The organism is Micromonospora sp. NPDC049529 (assembly GCF_055586685.1).
This window is the reverse complement of record NZ_JBVJHT010000022.1, coordinates 1-14395: the sequence shown is the minus strand read 5'-3', so window position 1 is coordinate 14395 and position 14395 is coordinate 1. Positions and strand designations below refer to the sequence as shown.

16 protein-coding genes are annotated in these 14395 nt (G+C 71.2%); all 16 read left to right on the top strand.

Annotation, left to right across the window (positions count from 1 at the left end):
• Nucleotides 1-287: 287 nt before the first annotated feature.
• The 16 genes from ACZ6QQ_RS30530 (at nt 288) to ACZ6QQ_RS30455 (ending at nt 14208) form a co-directional block, all read left to right on the top strand.
• Nucleotides 288-1847 carry an ABC transporter substrate-binding protein gene (locus tag ACZ6QQ_RS30530; protein ID WP_465880978.1) on the top strand — a complete coding sequence of 520 codons (1560 nt, stop codon included), beginning with the start codon at nt 288-290 and terminating at the stop codon, nt 1845-1847.
• A gap of 96 nt (nt 1848-1943) precedes the next feature.
• A complete protein-coding gene (locus ACZ6QQ_RS30525; RefSeq protein ID WP_465881122.1) occupies nt 1944-2894 on the top strand; it encodes an ABC transporter permease in 951 nt (316 codons plus the stop codon).
• A complete protein-coding gene (locus ACZ6QQ_RS30520; protein WP_465880976.1) occupies nt 2891-3796 on the top strand; it encodes an ABC transporter permease in 906 nt (301 codons plus the stop codon). The genes ACZ6QQ_RS30525 and ACZ6QQ_RS30520 overlap by 4 nt, the downstream gene beginning before the upstream one ends.
• On the top strand, nt 3793-4590 hold the full coding sequence (locus ACZ6QQ_RS30515) for an ATP-binding cassette domain-containing protein (RefSeq protein WP_465880975.1): 798 nt from the start codon (nt 3793-3795) through the stop codon (nt 4588-4590). The genes ACZ6QQ_RS30520 and ACZ6QQ_RS30515 overlap by 4 nt, the downstream gene beginning before the upstream one ends.
• Nucleotides 4587-5390, top strand: coding sequence for an ABC transporter ATP-binding protein (locus ACZ6QQ_RS30510; protein WP_465880973.1), 804 nt, complete (start codon nt 4587-4589; stop codon nt 5388-5390). Before ACZ6QQ_RS30515 ends, ACZ6QQ_RS30510 begins: the two co-directional genes overlap by 4 nt.
• Entirely contained in the window at nt 5387-6175 is a 789-nt protein-coding gene (locus ACZ6QQ_RS30505) for a DUF1684 domain-containing protein (RefSeq protein ID WP_465880971.1), read from the top strand. The genes ACZ6QQ_RS30510 and ACZ6QQ_RS30505 overlap by 4 nt, the downstream gene beginning before the upstream one ends.
• Nucleotides 6176-6439: 264 nt before the next feature.
• Nucleotides 6440-7078: a maleylpyruvate isomerase family mycothiol-dependent enzyme gene (locus ACZ6QQ_RS30500; RefSeq protein WP_465880969.1), complete on the top strand. Its 639-nt coding sequence runs from the start codon at nt 6440-6442 to the stop codon at nt 7076-7078.
• A gap of 341 nt (nt 7079-7419) precedes the next feature.
• Nucleotides 7420-7722 carry an urease subunit gamma gene (locus tag ACZ6QQ_RS30495; RefSeq protein WP_329109300.1) on the top strand — a complete coding sequence of 101 codons (303 nt, stop codon included), beginning with the start codon at nt 7420-7422 and terminating at the stop codon, nt 7720-7722.
• Nucleotides 7723-7762: 40 nt separating this feature from the next.
• The gene (locus ACZ6QQ_RS30490) at nt 7763-8173 is read left to right on the top strand and encodes an urease subunit beta (RefSeq protein WP_465880966.1); all 411 of its coding nucleotides are present in this window, start codon (nt 7763-7765) and stop codon (nt 8171-8173) included.
• Nucleotides 8170-9879 carry an urease subunit alpha gene (locus ACZ6QQ_RS30485; RefSeq protein WP_465880964.1) on the top strand — a complete coding sequence of 570 codons (1710 nt, stop codon included), beginning with the start codon at nt 8170-8172 and terminating at the stop codon, nt 9877-9879. The genes ACZ6QQ_RS30490 and ACZ6QQ_RS30485 overlap by 4 nt, the downstream gene beginning before the upstream one ends.
• Nucleotides 9880-9886: 7 nt before the next feature.
• Entirely contained in the window at nt 9887-10549 is a 663-nt protein-coding gene (locus tag ACZ6QQ_RS30480) for an urease accessory protein UreF (protein WP_465880962.1), read from the top strand.
• On the top strand, nt 10539-11309 hold the full coding sequence (gene ureG, locus ACZ6QQ_RS30475; protein WP_465880961.1) for an urease accessory protein UreG: 771 nt from the start codon (nt 10539-10541) through the stop codon (nt 11307-11309). Before ACZ6QQ_RS30480 ends, ureG begins: the two co-directional genes overlap by 11 nt.
• Nucleotides 11309-12088, top strand: a complete 780-nt coding sequence (locus ACZ6QQ_RS30470) for an urease accessory protein UreD (RefSeq protein ID WP_465880960.1) — start codon at nt 11309-11311, stop codon at nt 12086-12088. Before ureG ends, ACZ6QQ_RS30470 begins: the two co-directional genes overlap by 1 nt.
• A 75-nt stretch (nt 12089-12163) precedes the next feature.
• Nucleotides 12164-12487 carry a DMT family transporter gene (locus ACZ6QQ_RS30465; RefSeq protein WP_465880959.1) on the top strand — a complete coding sequence of 108 codons (324 nt, stop codon included), beginning with the start codon at nt 12164-12166 and terminating at the stop codon, nt 12485-12487.
• 76 nt (nt 12488-12563) lie between these two features.
• Nucleotides 12564-13241, top strand: coding sequence for a DUF998 domain-containing protein (locus tag ACZ6QQ_RS30460; RefSeq protein ID WP_465880957.1), 678 nt, complete (start codon nt 12564-12566; stop codon nt 13239-13241).
• A gap of 127 nt (nt 13242-13368) precedes the next feature.
• The gene (locus tag ACZ6QQ_RS30455) at nt 13369-14208 is read left to right on the top strand and encodes a GDSL-type esterase/lipase family protein (RefSeq protein WP_465880955.1); all 840 of its coding nucleotides are present in this window, start codon (nt 13369-13371) and stop codon (nt 14206-14208) included.
• Nucleotides 14209-14395: the final 187 nt, after the last annotated feature.

Genomic DNA, 14395 nt, shown 5'->3' with positions numbered 1-14395 from the left:
ACGTGGCGAGGATTACTCCGATCGGATTGATAGGGAATTCGGAATCGCGGGTATGGTGCCTGTCATGAGCGTCGCGTATCCGTCCCAGTGTGCTGGGCCGATGGCCGGCGTCGCGCCGGTACGCGGCTGTTGTTGTCGCTGACCGTCCCGTCGTCAGCACACGAACTTCCCCCGGCCGCCGGCTGCCCAGCGCCGCGCACCGGCCGGCGCGCACGGCCCCCCTTCGCCAACCCTCGCACCCGATGCCGATCCGTCGTCGTCGTGGCCCGCACCCTTGGAGCCAGCACATGTCCAGCCCTGCCGGGGGACGCTCCCCCGCCCGCCACCTCCGCCGCCGACTCGGCCTGCTGACGGCGGGTGCCGCGATCGGCGCCCTGCTGCTGAGCGCCTGCTCGAACTCGGCCGACAGCCCGTCCGGCGGTGCCGGTGGCGCCGACCCGGACGCGACGATCACGATCGGCTCGCTGAACGAGCCGACCACGTTGAACACGGTCAAGGGCGGCAACACCGGGCACGCCCAGGTGCTGCTGCGCAACGTGGTCGAGGGCCTGACCGTGCTGACCGACGACGGCAAGGTCGACCCGCTGCTGGCGAAGTCGTGGGACATCTCGCCGGACGGCACCACGTACACGTTCCACCTCCAGTCCGGGGTGACCTTCTCCGACGGCACCCCGCTGAAGGCCGCCGACGTGGTGGCCCAGCTCAAGCGGGTGACCTCGGACGAGTCGACCAGCGCCCGCAAGAAGGACCTGTCGATCATGAAGACGATCGAGGCGCCGGACGACAACACGGTGACGGTCGCGCTCAGTCAGCGGTCGCAGTCGTTCCTGTTCTACCTGGCCTCGACCGGCGCCGCGGTGACCAAGGCCGGTGCTGGCAACCCGGAGACGACCGTGGTCGGGACCGGGCCGTACACGGTCGGCACGTGGAAGCAGGGCGACTCGATCAACCTGGTCCGCAACGACAGGTACTGGGGCGACAAGGCGAAGAACAAGGAGGTCGTGTACCGCTTCTTCAAGGACACCACCGCCGAGAACAACGCCCTGCTCGCCGGCCAGCTCGACCTGGTGACCCAGGTGACCAGCCCGGACGTGCTCTCCCAGTTCGAGAACCGGCCCGAGTTCACCATCGTCGAGGGCACCTCGACCACCAAGGAACTGTTCAACTTCAACGACTCGGTGGCCCCGTTCACCAACGTGGACGTACGCAAGGCGATCCGCCAGGCGACCGACCGCAAGGCGCTGCTGACCGCGGTCTGGGCCGAGCGCGGCCAGATCCTCGGCTCGATGGTCCCGCCGACCGACCCCTGGTTCGAGGACCTGACCAGCATCGACGACCACAACGTCGAGGGCGCCAAGGCGCTGCTGGCCAAGGCCGGCTTCGCGAACGGGCTCTCGTTCACCGTCGACTACGTGCCGTCCGACTCGATCAACATCGTGGCGCAGGGGCTGAAGAGCCAGCTCGCCCAGGCCGGCATCACCATCACGCTGAACCCGATCGACGACGCCACCTGGACCGACAAGGTCTACAAGAACCACAACTTCCAGGCCACGATCATGACCCACGTCAACCAGCGTGACCTGGTCTGGTACGGCAACCCGGACTTCTACTGGCAGTACAAGAACCCGCAGGTCCAGCAGTGGGTGCAGCAGTCCGAGACGGCGGCCACCCCGGCCGAGCAGACCGAGCTGTTGAAGAAGGTCGCCCGGCAGATCTCCGAGGACGCGGCCAGCAACTGGCTCTTCCTCGACCCGGCAATCAAGATCGCGTCGAGCGCGGTCAGCGGCTACCAGAAGAACCTGACCACGGACAGCTTCTATGTCGCCCCAATCAGCAAGCAGCGCTGATTCCCCCGTCGGCGCGCCCCGGCCGGCCGGTACCCGCTCCCCCGGGTCACCGGCCGGCCCCCGGCCGTTGAAGCGTTCACAGGAACGGCGGTGACGATGCTCGGCTACCTGCTGCGCCGGCTCGGCTGGCTGGTCGGCTCGCTGTTCCTGGCCGGCTCGGCGGTCTTCTTCCTGCTCCGGGTGCTGCCCGGCGACCCGGCCGTGACCCTGCTCGCGGTCGGCTCGCCACCGGAGCAGATCGAGGCGATCCGCCGCCAGCTCGGCACCGACCGCCCCCTGCTCACCCAGTACGGCGACTGGTTCGGCGGGCTGTTCAGCGGCAACCTCGGCGACAGCCTGTTCACCCGTACGCCGGTGCTGGAACAGATCGTCGGGCGGTTGCCGGTGACGCTGCCGCTGGCGCTGAGCGCCTTCGTGGCCTCGATCCTGGTCGCCGTACCGGTGGGGGTGTTCGCGGCGTTGCGCCGCCGCAACGCCGCCGGGGTCGCGGTCTCCGGGCTGGCGCAGCTCGGCATCGCGCTGCCGATCTTCTGGGTCGGGATCGTGGTCGTCTGGCTGGTCGCCGTGCAGTGGCGGTGGCTGCCGCCCGGTGGTTTCCCGCGCGACGGCTGGCAGGATCCGGGCGCGGCGGTCCAGTCGCTGGTGCTGCCGGTGGTCACCCTCACCATCGCCCAGGCGTCGCTGCTGGTCCGGTACGTCCGCTCGGCCACCCTCGACGTGCTCGACCAGGACTACGTCCGCACCGCCCGCTCGCTCGGTTACAGCCTGCCGAGGGCGTTGTGGCGGCACGGGCTGCGCAACGGCGCCGCCCCGGTGGTGAACGTGCTCGGGGTGCTGCTCGCCGGTTCGCTGATCGGCACGGTGGTGATCGAGAGCGTCTTCGCCCTGCCGGGGCTCGGCTCCCTGCTGCTGACCAGCGTGAAGGCCCGGGACCTGCCGGTGGTGCAGGGCGCGGTCTTCCTGATGACGGCAACCGTGCTGCTGCTCGGTCTCGCCGTGGACCTGATCCAGCGGCTCATCGACCCCCGACTGCGAGGACCGGCGTGACCGTACCGTTGCTGGAGCCGACCACCGTGGCACCGGACACCCCGGTCGTGTCCGGTCGTCGCGCGCGCCGGGGCTGGTCGCCGTCGCTGGTCGCCGGGGCGGTGCTGCTCGGCCTGATCCTGGCGCTGGCCCTGGTCAGCCTCTTCTGGACGCCGTACGCGCTGGACCAGGCCACCCCCGGCGGCCGGCTCGCCGGCCCGTCGGCGGACCACTGGGCCGGCACCGACCGGCTCGGCCGGGACCAGTTCACCCAGCTCATGCTCGGCGCCCGAACCGCCGTCTGGGTCGGTACGGCCGCCGTCGCGGTGGCGTTCGCCCTCGGCCTGCCGCTCGGCCTGCTCGCCGCCGCCGGTGGCCGGATCGCCGACGACGCCGTCATCGGCGTGGTCGACATCCTGATCGCCTTCCCGACCCTGCTGCTCGCCATGCTGCTGGTCACCGTCTACGGCGCGTCGACCCTGGTGGCGATCATCGCGATCGGGGTGGGTGTGTCCGCCGAGGTGGCCCGGCTGACCCGGATCTCGGCCAGCCGGATCTTCACCCAGGACTACGTGCTCGCCGCCCGGACCTCCGGCACCGGGCCGATCATGATCCTGGTCCGGCACGTGCTGCCGAACATCTGGCACACCCTGCTGGTCCAGGCCACCCTGGCGTTCGGCATCGCGGTGATCGCCGAGGCGTCGCTGTCGTACCTCGGTCTCGGCACCCCGCCGCCGGCCCCGTCCTGGGGTCGGATGCTCCAGGAGGCGCAGCCGACGGTGAGCGTCGCACCATGGAACGTGCTGCTGCCCGGCATCACCGTCGCGATCGCGGTGATCGGCGTCAACCTGCTCGGCGACGGCCTGCGCGAAACCCTCGACCCGCAACTACGCCGTCAGCGGCGTTCGGTGGTGACCCGATGAGCATCCTCGCCGCCGAGCGGCTGACCGTCACCCTCGACGACCGCACCCTGGTCCGGGACCTGAGCGTCGAGTTGGACGCCCGCGACCGGGTCGGCCTGATCGGCGAGTCCGGGTCCGGCAAGTCGCTGACCGCACTCGCCCTGCTCGGCCTGCTACCGGAAGGCATGCGGGTCGGCGGCCGGATCACCGTCGACGGCCGCGACCTGATCGGTGCACCGGACCGCGACTGGCGACGCGTACGCGGAAACACCGTCAGCATGGTCTTCCAGGAACCGCTGACCGCGCTCGACCCGCTGATGCCGGTCGGCCGACAGATCGCCGGCCCGCTGCGCCTGCACCAGGGGCTGAACCGCACCGACGCGCAGGCGCGGGCGGTCGAGTGGGTGCACCGGGTGGGGCTGCCGGATCCGGAGCGCCTGGTCCGGGCCCTGCCGCACGAGATCTCCGGCGGTCAACGGCAACGGGTCGCACTGGCGATGGCACTGGCCTGCCGGCCGAGGGTGCTGATCGCCGACGAGCCGACCACCGCGCTGGACGTGACCGTGCAGGCGCAGATCCTCGCCCTGCTCGACGAACTGATCGAGGAGACCTCGGTGGCGCTGCTCTTCATCAGCCACGACCTGCCGGTGGTGGCTGGTCTGGCGCAACGGCTGATCGTGATGCGCGACGGTCGGGTGGAGGAGTCCGGCGCCACCGACGACGTGCTGCGCCGCCCCCGCTCGGCGTACGCCCGGCAGTTGGTCACCAGCGCGGCCCGGGTCACCCGCCTGGCGGTGGGGACGGTGCAGCAATGAGCACCGAACTGCTCGCCGGTCACGCGTTGGCCCGCCAGTACGCCGGCCGTCCCCGGCCCGCCCTCGATTCTGTCGACGTCACCATCGACAGTGGCGTCAGCCTCGGCATCGTCGGTGAATCCGGTGCGGGCAAGAGCACCCTGCTCCGGCTCCTGCTCGGCGTCGACCGGCCGACGTCGGGATCGGTTCTCTTCGGCGGGCAGCCGTTGGGGAAGGTGCCCCGGCGGGAGTTCCGGCGTCAGGTGCAGGTGGTCTTCCAGGACCCGCGTTCGTCGCTGAACCCCCGGATGTCGGTCGGCGCGATCGTCGCCGAGCCGCTACGGTCGCTGAGAATCGGAACCGGCCGGGCGGAACGCGCCGACCGGGTGGCCGAGGTGCTGACCGCCGTCGGCCTGCACCCCGACGACGGCCAGCGTTACCCGCACGAGTTCTCCGGCGGCCAACGGCAGCGCATCGCCATCGCCCGAGCGCTCGCCCCGTCGCCCCGGCTGCTGCTCGCCGACGAGCCGGTCAGCGCCCTCGACGTCTCCGTACGTCTCCAGATCCTCGACCTGCTGCGAGGGTTGGTCGACACGCTCGGCCTGACCCTGGTGCTGGTCTCGCACGACCTGGCGATCGTCAGCCAGCTCTGCCAGCAGGTGCTGGTGATGCGGCACGGCCGGGTGGTCGAGTCGGGCCCGACCGCGACCGTGCTCGAACGACCGACCCAGGACTACACCCGCGCGCTGCTGGCCGCGATCCCGCAGCTCCCCGCCGACCTGGGCACGTTGTCAGATGACCGAAACGAGGAGACGGCATGAGCGTCGACACCGATGTGACCAGCGACAACTTCGCCGACGAGTGGCGACGCTGGCACGACCAGCGGGAAACCAAGGTCTCCTCCCCCGGCGGTGACCTGACCCTGACCGGCACCCACTGGATCTCCGACGAGACGGTGATCGAGGGTGTGCCGGGCCGCTGGTCGGTCGAGAACGGTGTCGTCCGGGTCAGCGACGCGTCCGGGCTGACGGTCGACGGCGAACCGGTCACCGAGGCGGTGCTGCGCGACGGCCAGTGGCTCGCCGTGGGCGACGTCGCGCTGGTCATCATCCGCCGGGGCAACGACACCGCGGTACGGACCTACGACCCGAACTCCGAGGGGGTACGGAGCTTCGCCGGGATCGACGCGTTCGCCCCTGATCCGGCATGGGTGGTGACGGCCGAGTTCCGCCCGGCGGAGCTGAACACCACCGAGCACATCGTGCACACCAACTCCGGCCGTGAGGTCGACTACCGGGTGATCGGGACGTTCTCGTTCGCCGTGGACGGTCACGAGGTGGAGATGGTGGGGCTCGACACCGGTCACGTGGGCGAGGCGCACCTGACCTTCCGGGACGCCACCAGCGGCAAGCAGTCGTACGCGGCTTCGCGGTTCCTGTTCGTACCGCTGCCGACCGGTCCGGGGCCGGTGACGCTGGACTTCAACCGGGTGGAGTTGCCGCCGTGCGCCTTCTCGGACGCGTTCATCTGCCCGCTTCCGCCCCGGCAGAACATCCTCCCGTTTCCGGTGGAGGCCGGCGAACAGCGGATTCGCAACCACGCCTGACCTGACGTTGACGTCCGGCGGTGCCCGCCGTCCCACCGCGCGGGCGGCGGGCAGTTCCCGCTGTCGCGTCCGGGTCAACCGTGCGGGTGATCAGGGTCTGACCAGCGGTCCGCAAAAGTAGACCCGGGCGGCGACGGCTTAAGGTGTCCAGACTTTACTGCGCGGTTTCCGGGTTCGGGGATCGAGCGGGGCGGCCCGATATGTACTGGTTCAGCAGTAGTTCGGCCAAGGGTAGTCGCACCCACCACCGGAAGGTCCCACACCATGACACGCGGAACCGACGCCCGACTCTGGGGTCTCACCCATGCCGCACGTCGAAGCCTGGCCGATGATCTGTCCGTGCTCAGCCAGGACCAATGGCGTCGACCGACGTTGTGCACCGGCTGGGACGTGGAGCACGTCGTCGCCCACCTCACCGCCGCCGCCACCGCAGGCCGGTGGCGGTGGATCCGGAGCATCGTGAGCGCCGGGTTCCGCCCGGCGGTCCACAACGAGCGTCGTCTGCGTGAGCATCTGGGCGCCACGCCCGCCGAAACCCTCAGCGGCTTCGAGGCCATCATCGACGCCACCACGGCCCCCACCGGGGACATCGCCGCCTACCTGGGCGAGGTGCTGGTACACAGCCAGGACATCCGACACCCGCTGGGAATCAGCACAGAGCCGGACGTCGAAGCGCTGACGGCGGTGGCGGAGTTCTACGCCCGACGCAACTTCACCGTCCCCAGCAAGTCCCTCGCGTCCGGGCTACGGATGCGAGCGACGGACGGTCCGTTCACCACCGGTGCGGGTCCGGAGATCGCCGGTCCGACACTGGCCCTGGTGATGACGATGGCAGGCCGACCCGCGTACCTCGATCAGCTTGAGGGACTGGGCCGCGACATCATCATCGACCGGATCGCCTGAGTCCGGACCCGACGACACGCAAGCCGGCGTCCCGCATCCGGTCAGCAGTGATCCAACCACCAGCAGTACGATCAGGCTGGCCGTCCGGGTCACCGCCCGTCGCCAGCCCCCCAGTATGGGCCGCCCAGGTTCCACAACCGACAGCTGTCCCATCCCCCGTGTCCTCTCCCGCATTGACATGGCTAATTGCCCTCTGACGTGGCAACGCTGCGTACATTGACGAAGCTGTCGGCGCCCACCGGGTCGCGAGGCCCGTGAGCAGCGCCCGTACGGCGTAACACCTGCGCAACCTGCGACTGGCACGATCCACATTGTTCGCTCCCCTGTCCGGAGGTACTGCGTTGTTCCTCACCCGACACGAGCAGGACCGGTTGCTCATCCACGTCGCCGCCGACGTCGCCTGGCGTCGGCGCGAGCGCGGGCTACGTCTGAACCACCCGGAGGCGACGGCGGTGATCACCGCGTTCCTGCTGGAGGGGGCGCGCGACGGTCGCAGCGTTTCCGACCTGATGGACGCCGGCCGGCGGGTGCTCGGCCGCGAGGACGTTCTCGACGGTGTGCCCGAGATGTTGCCCGAGGTGCAGGTGGAGGCGACGTTTCCGGACGGTACGAAGCTGGTGACCGTACACGACCCGATCTCGTAGGCCAGGGACCCGAAGCGGCCCCATGGGGAAGGTGGACCACATGATCCCGGGCGAGGTGATTCCTGGTGCGGGCGACATAGAGATCAACGCCGGGCGACCCGTACTGACCCTGTCGGTCACCAACACCGGTGACCGACCGGTGCAGGTGGGCTCGCACTACCACTTCGCCGAGGCGAATCCAGCTCTTGAGTTCGACCGATCCACCGCCTGGGGCCACCGTCTCGCCGTACCCGCCGGCACCGCCATTCGCTTCGAACCCGGCATCACCCGCCCGGTAGACCTCATCCCCCTGGCCGGTAACCGAATCGTCCCCGGCCTCCGCGCCACCTCCGCCGGCCCCCTCGACCAGCGCGTTGATCATGAAGTTAGCGCAGAATCCGAGCCGGAAACCCGCGCCAACTTCATGATCAACGGGGCGAGTGGCGGGGCGAGTGGCGGGGGCGCGCAATGAGCAGGTTGGATCGGCGGCGGTACGCCGCGCTCTACGGGCCCACCGCCGGGGACCGGATTCGGTTGGCGGACACGAATCTGCTGATCGAGATCGAGGAGGATCGCTGCGGGTACGGTGACGAGGCCGTGTTCGGTGGGGGCAAGGTGATCCGGGAGTCCATGGGGCAGTCGATGGCGACCCGGGCCGAGGGTGCGCCGGACACGGTCATCACGGGTGCGGTGGTGCTCGATCACTGGGGCATCGTGAAGGCGGACGTCGGGATCCGGGACGGGCGGATCGTGGCGCTCGGCAAGGCCGGTAATCCGGACACGATGGACGGTGTGCACCCGGATCTGGTGATCGGGCCGGGCACCGAGATCATCGCCGGCAACGGAAAAATCCTGACCGCCGGTGGCATCGACAGTCACGTACACCTGATCTGTCCGCAGATCCTGGAGACGGCGCTGGCCAGCGGAATCACCACGATCATGGGTGGTGGCACCGGGCCGGCCGAGGGGACCAAGGCGACCACGGTCACGCCGAACGCCTGGTACCTGGCCCGGATGCTGGCCTCGATCGACCCGTGGCCGGTGAACGTGCTGCTGCTCGGCAAGGGCAACACCGTTCGCGAAGAGTCGATGTGGGAGCAGTTGCGCGGTGGCGCGGGCGGTTTCAAGCTGCACGAGGACTGGGGCACCACGCCGGCCGCGATCGACGCCTGCCTGCGGGTCGCCGACGCCTCCGGGGTGCAGGTGGCGATCCACACCGACACCCTGAACGAGGCCGGGTTCGTCGCCGACACACTGCGCGCGATCGGCGGCCGGTCGATCCACGCGTACCACACCGAGGGGGCGGGTGGCGGGCACGCGCCGGACATCATCACCGTCGCCTCGGAGCCGAACGTGCTTCCGTCGTCGACAAATCCGACCCGGCCGTACACGCGCAACACCCTCGACGAGCACCTCGACATGCTGATGGTCTGCCACCACCTGAACCCGACCGTGCCGGAGGATCTCGCGTTCGCGGAGAGCCGGATCCGGCCGAGCACGATGGCGGCCGAGGACGTCCTGCACGACCTCGGGGCGATCTCGATGATCGGGTCGGACGCGCAGGCGATGGGCCGGGCCGGCGAGGTCATCCTGCGTACCTGGCAGACCGCGCACGTGATGAAGGCCAGGCGCGGCTCGCTGCCCGGTGACGGGGCCGCGGACAACCAGCGGGCCCGGCGGTACGTTGCCAAGTACACGATCTGCCCCGCGATCGCCCACGGCATCGATTCCGAGGTCGGCTCGGTCGAGACGGGCAAGCTCGCCGACCTGGTGCTCTGGGATCCGGTGTTCTTCGGCGTACGCCCCCACCTGGTCATCAAGGGCGGCATGATCGCGTGGGCGCAGATGGGCGACGCCAACGCCTCGATCCCGACCCCGCAGCCGGTCCTGCCCCGCCCGATGTTCGGCGCGTACGGCACCGTCCCGGCCACCACCAGCCTGGCCTTCGTCGCGCCGGCCGCGATCGAGGACAACCTCGGTGAGCGGATCGGGTTGGGTCGACGGCTGGCTCCGGTGGCCGACGTCCGGTCGCGCGGCAAGGCGGACATGCCGGGCAACGACGCGCTGCCCCGGATCGAGGTCGAGCCGGACACCTTCACCGTCCGGATCGACGGTGACGTGATCGAGCCGGATCCGGTGACGGAACTGCCCATGGCCCAGCGCTACTTCCTCTTCTAGGCACGACATGTCGTCGCTGGCCACGTTGCTGGTGCTCGCCGACGGGCGGCTGCCCGCCGGTTCGCACGCCCACTCCGGCGGGCTGGAGTCGGCGGTCGCCACGGGCCGGTTGCGGGACCTGGCCGGGCTGGCCGAGTTCCTGCGCGGCCGGCTCGCCACCACGGGCCGGGTCGGCGCGGCGTTCGCCGCCAGCGCCTGCGCCGGCCGGGTGCCGGCCGCCGACCTGGACGACGGCCTGGACGCGCGTACGCCCTCACCCGCGCTGCGGCGCGTGTCCCGCGCCCAGGGCAGGGCACTGGTACGCGCCGGACGGGCGATCTTCGGCCCGGTGGCGCTGCCGGTCGGGGCACCCCCGGCCGGTCTGCACCAACCGGTGGCGCTCGGGCTGGTGGCGGCCGCCGCCGGGCTGGGCCCGACCGAGGCGGCGGTGGCCAGCGCGTACGGGTCGGTCAGTGGCCCGGCCAGTGCCGCCGTACGGCTGCTCGGGCTTGACCCGTACGCGGTCCACGCCCTGCTCGCCGGTCTGGCCGGCGAGTGTGACCGGCTCGCCGCCGACGCGGCCGGTCGGGTCGGTGACCCGGTCGACGACCTGCCCGCCGACTCCGGTGTCCTGTTGGAGATCGGCGCCGAACTGCACGCGAACCAGGAGGTGCGTCTCTTTGCGTCCTGATACCTCTCACCCGGTCGGGGCACCGCACGGGCACGAACACGACCCGGACGAGCCGCCGCACACCCATCCCGATCCGGGGGTGGATCCGCATCCGCCGCTGGCCGGTGCCCCGGCCGGTGGTGGCCGGGCGCTGCGGATCGGGATCGGCGGGCCGGTCGGTTCCGGCAAGACCGCCCTGGTCGCGGCGTTGTGCCGGACGTTGTCGGCGGAGTTGCGGCTGGCGGTGGTGACCAACGACATCTACACCACCGAGGACGCCGACTTCCTGCTCCGGCACGGGGTGCTGCCGGCCGAGCGGATCCGGGCGGTGGAGACCGGCTGCTGCCCGCACACCGCGATCCGGGACGACATCTCCGCCAACCTCGACGCGGTCGAGGAGTTGGAGACGACGCTCGGGCCGCTGGACCTGGTGCTGGTGGAGAGCGGCGGGGACAACCTGACGGCGACGTTCAGCAAGGGGCTGATCGATCAGCAGATCTTCGTGGTCGACGTGGCCGGCGGCGACAAGGTGCCACGCAAGGGCGGGCCGGGGGTCACCGGCGCCGACCTGCTCGTGATCAACAAGACGGATCTGGCGCCGCTGGTCGGGGCGGACCTGTCGGTGATGGCCCGGGACGCGGCGGCGCGCCGGGGTGACCTGCCGACGGTCTTCCTCTCCCTGGTGCAGGACCGGGCGGCGACGCCGGTCGCGGACTGGGTACGGTCCCTGGTCGCCGAATCGACGCGTACCCGGGGCGTACCGGCACCGGCCCGGTACTGATGCGGGCGGTCGCCCGGATCGTGGCGGTGGCGGACGGCTCGCGCGGCACCCGGCTCACCGAGCTGCGTGGGGAGGCTCCGCTGCTGCCGCGCCGCACCGTGCCCGACGGCGAACCCGGCGAGGTGCAGGTGCACCTGGTCGGGGGCGCCGCCGGGCCGCTGGGCGGGGACCGGCTGCGGATCGAGATCGAGGTCGGGGCCGGGGCGCTGCTCTGCGTACGGACGGTGGCGGCGTCGCTGGCGCTGCCGGGGGCGGCCGGTGGGCAGTCCCGGCTGGAGGTGGTGGCACGGGTCGGCGCGGGTGGGCGGTTGCGCTGGCTGCCCGAGCCGCTGATCGGGGCGGCCCGCTGCGACCACCTGTCCCGTTCGACGGTCGAGCTGGCGGACGGCGCGGCCCTGGTCTGGCGCGAGGAACTGGTCTGCGGGCGGCACGGCGAGCCGGTCGGTGACGTACGGGTCGACACCTCGGTGCGGTACGCCGGCCGTACGCTGCTGCGCAACGCACTGGCGGTGGGGCCGGGCGCGGCGGGTTGGGCGGGGTCGGCGGTGCTCGGCGGTGCGTGGGTCGTCGGAACCCTGCTGCGGGTCGAGCCGGAGTGGGCGGCGACCGGGGTGCCGGAGGCGGCGCCGATCGGGGCGTACGCGGCCCGGCTGCCGTTGGCCGGCGGACCGGGGGTGATGGTCAGCGCCACCGGCACCGACCTCGCCACGGTGCGTCGTGCGCTGCACGAACAGGTTCGTCCCGGGCTGCGTGACCGGCCGGTGCCGGTCGGGCGCTGATCCGGGGGCTTCCCACCGGCGGCTACGTGCGGGCACATAGGGTTCGCGTTCGAAGCGGAGACCGGGAGGACGCGCATGGTGTGGATCTTGTTGGGTTGCGCGATCCTCAGCGAGGTGACGGCGACCATCGCGTTGCGGATCTCCGAGGGGTTCTCGAAGCTGGTGCCGTCGGTGATCGTCGTGATCGGTTACCTCATCGCGTTCGTGCTCCTCGCCGAGGTGTTGAAACGGGGCATGCCGGTCGGGGTCGCGTACGGGGTCTGGTCGGCGATCGGGGTGGCCCTGGTCGCGGTGATCGGCGCCGCCTTCCTCGGTGACAGCCTGACCTGGATCCAGGTCGGCGGGCTGGCCCTGGTGATCGCCGGAGTCGCGGCACTGGAGTTGGGCGCACGTCACTGACAGTGCTGCCCACTAGGGCTCAACGACCGTCCGCAATCGCCGGACCTGCACCGATCCTCCGCAGTACGGTGACCGAATGCGACCGGTGCCGTGGTGGGCCCTACTCTCCGCCATCGGTGCCCCGTTCTTCCTGATCGGTGGCTGGACCGCCGGGGCGGCTCGCCAACCCGATCACTACGACCCGGTCCACGACACCATCAGCGTGCTCGCCGGGCCCGGTGCGACCGACCCCTGGATCATGCTGCTCGGCCTGGCCGCCGCCGGGGCCTGTTACGTCGTCACCGCGATCGGGCTGGTGGTGGCCGGGATACTGGGCCGGAGCCTGCTCGCCCTCGGCGGGATCGCCACCGGCATGGTCGCCCTCTTCCCGCAGCCGGAGAACGGCGGCTCGACCGAGCACGCCTTCGTCGCCGGGACCGCCTTCGTCGCGCTCGCCCTCTGGCCGGTGGCGTCCGCGGTGGCGCTGCGCGACCGGTTCTGGCCGACCTGGGCCGATCCCGCGGCGGCGGGCACCCGCCGCCCCTGGGCGGTACGCCGACCGGCGGCGATCCTGGCCAGCCTGGTTCCGATCGGGCTCTGCGCCTGGTTCGGGGTGGAGATGTTCAGCCGGGGGCCGTGGATCGGGCTGACCGAGCGGTTCGCCGCCGGGGCCGAGTCGATCTGGCCGATGGTGGTGGCGATCAGTGCCCGGCTCGCCCCGGCCCGACTGCCGGCCGGCGACGGCGCGGCGGCCGAGCCCAGTCGGGTGGACTGAGCTGCCGAATCACCACCCGGACGGTCCGTCGCGGGGGCCGTCGACACATTGTGTGCAGCGATATCGGTCTATATGATCGCGACACCCGTAGCCACCACCACCAGGCAACCGTGATCCGGAGGCCCCCATGTCCCTCTCCCGGCGCACCCTGCCCCTGCTCACCGCGCTCACCGTACTGATCGGCTCGGTCGTCGTCGGCGCCGTCCCCGCCGCCGCCGACCCCGGTCCCCCGCCCGGTTCGATGTCCAGCCTCGGTGACTCGATCACCCGTGGTTTCAACGCCTGCGGCTGGTACGTCGACTGCACCTCGCGCTCGTTCAGCACCGGCGACAACTCGGCGGTGAACGCCCACTACCTGCGCATCCGGGCCGTCAACCCGGCCATCAACGGGCGCAACTACAACGACTCGCAGACCGGGGCCGACTCGGCGGACCTGCTCGGTCAGGCCAACAGCGCGGTCTCCCGTGGCGTCGGGTACGTCACCGTGCTGATCGGCGCCAACGACGCCTGCACCGGCTCGGAGTCGAGCATGACGCCGGTCGGCACGTTCCGGGCGAACATCGACGCCGGGCTGAACCGGCTCCGCTCCGGCCTGCCCGGCGCCCGGGTGTACGTGATCAGCGTGCCGGACATCCAGCGGCTCTGGTCGGTGGGCCGAGGCAGCGGCAGTGCCCGTACGGCGTGGTCGCTGTTCGGCATCTGCCAGTCGATGCTGGCGAACCCGACCTCGAACGCGCAGGCCGACGTGGACCGGCGCAACCGGGTACGGCAGCGCGTCGTCGACTACAACACCCAGCTCGCCGCCGCCTGTGCCGCGTACGGCGGCAACTGCATGTTCGACAACAACGCGGTGTTCAACTACCCGTTCGCGTTGGACCAGCTCTCCGGCTGGGACTACTTCCACCCGAACGCCACCGGTCAGCAGGTGCTGGCGAACGTCACGTACGCCGCCGGCTTCGGCTGGTAGCGGGTTCCCGGAACCGGGGGGGGGGGGGGGGGGGGGGGGGGCGGGGGGGGGGGGGGGGGGGGGGGGGGGGGGGGGGGGAAAAGAGGAGGGGGGGGGGGGGGGGGGGGGGGGGTGGGAGGGGGGGGGGGGGGGGGGTTGTTGAGGGGGGGGGTAAGAAAGGCATGCTTTTTTCTCCTCCCCCTCCTCG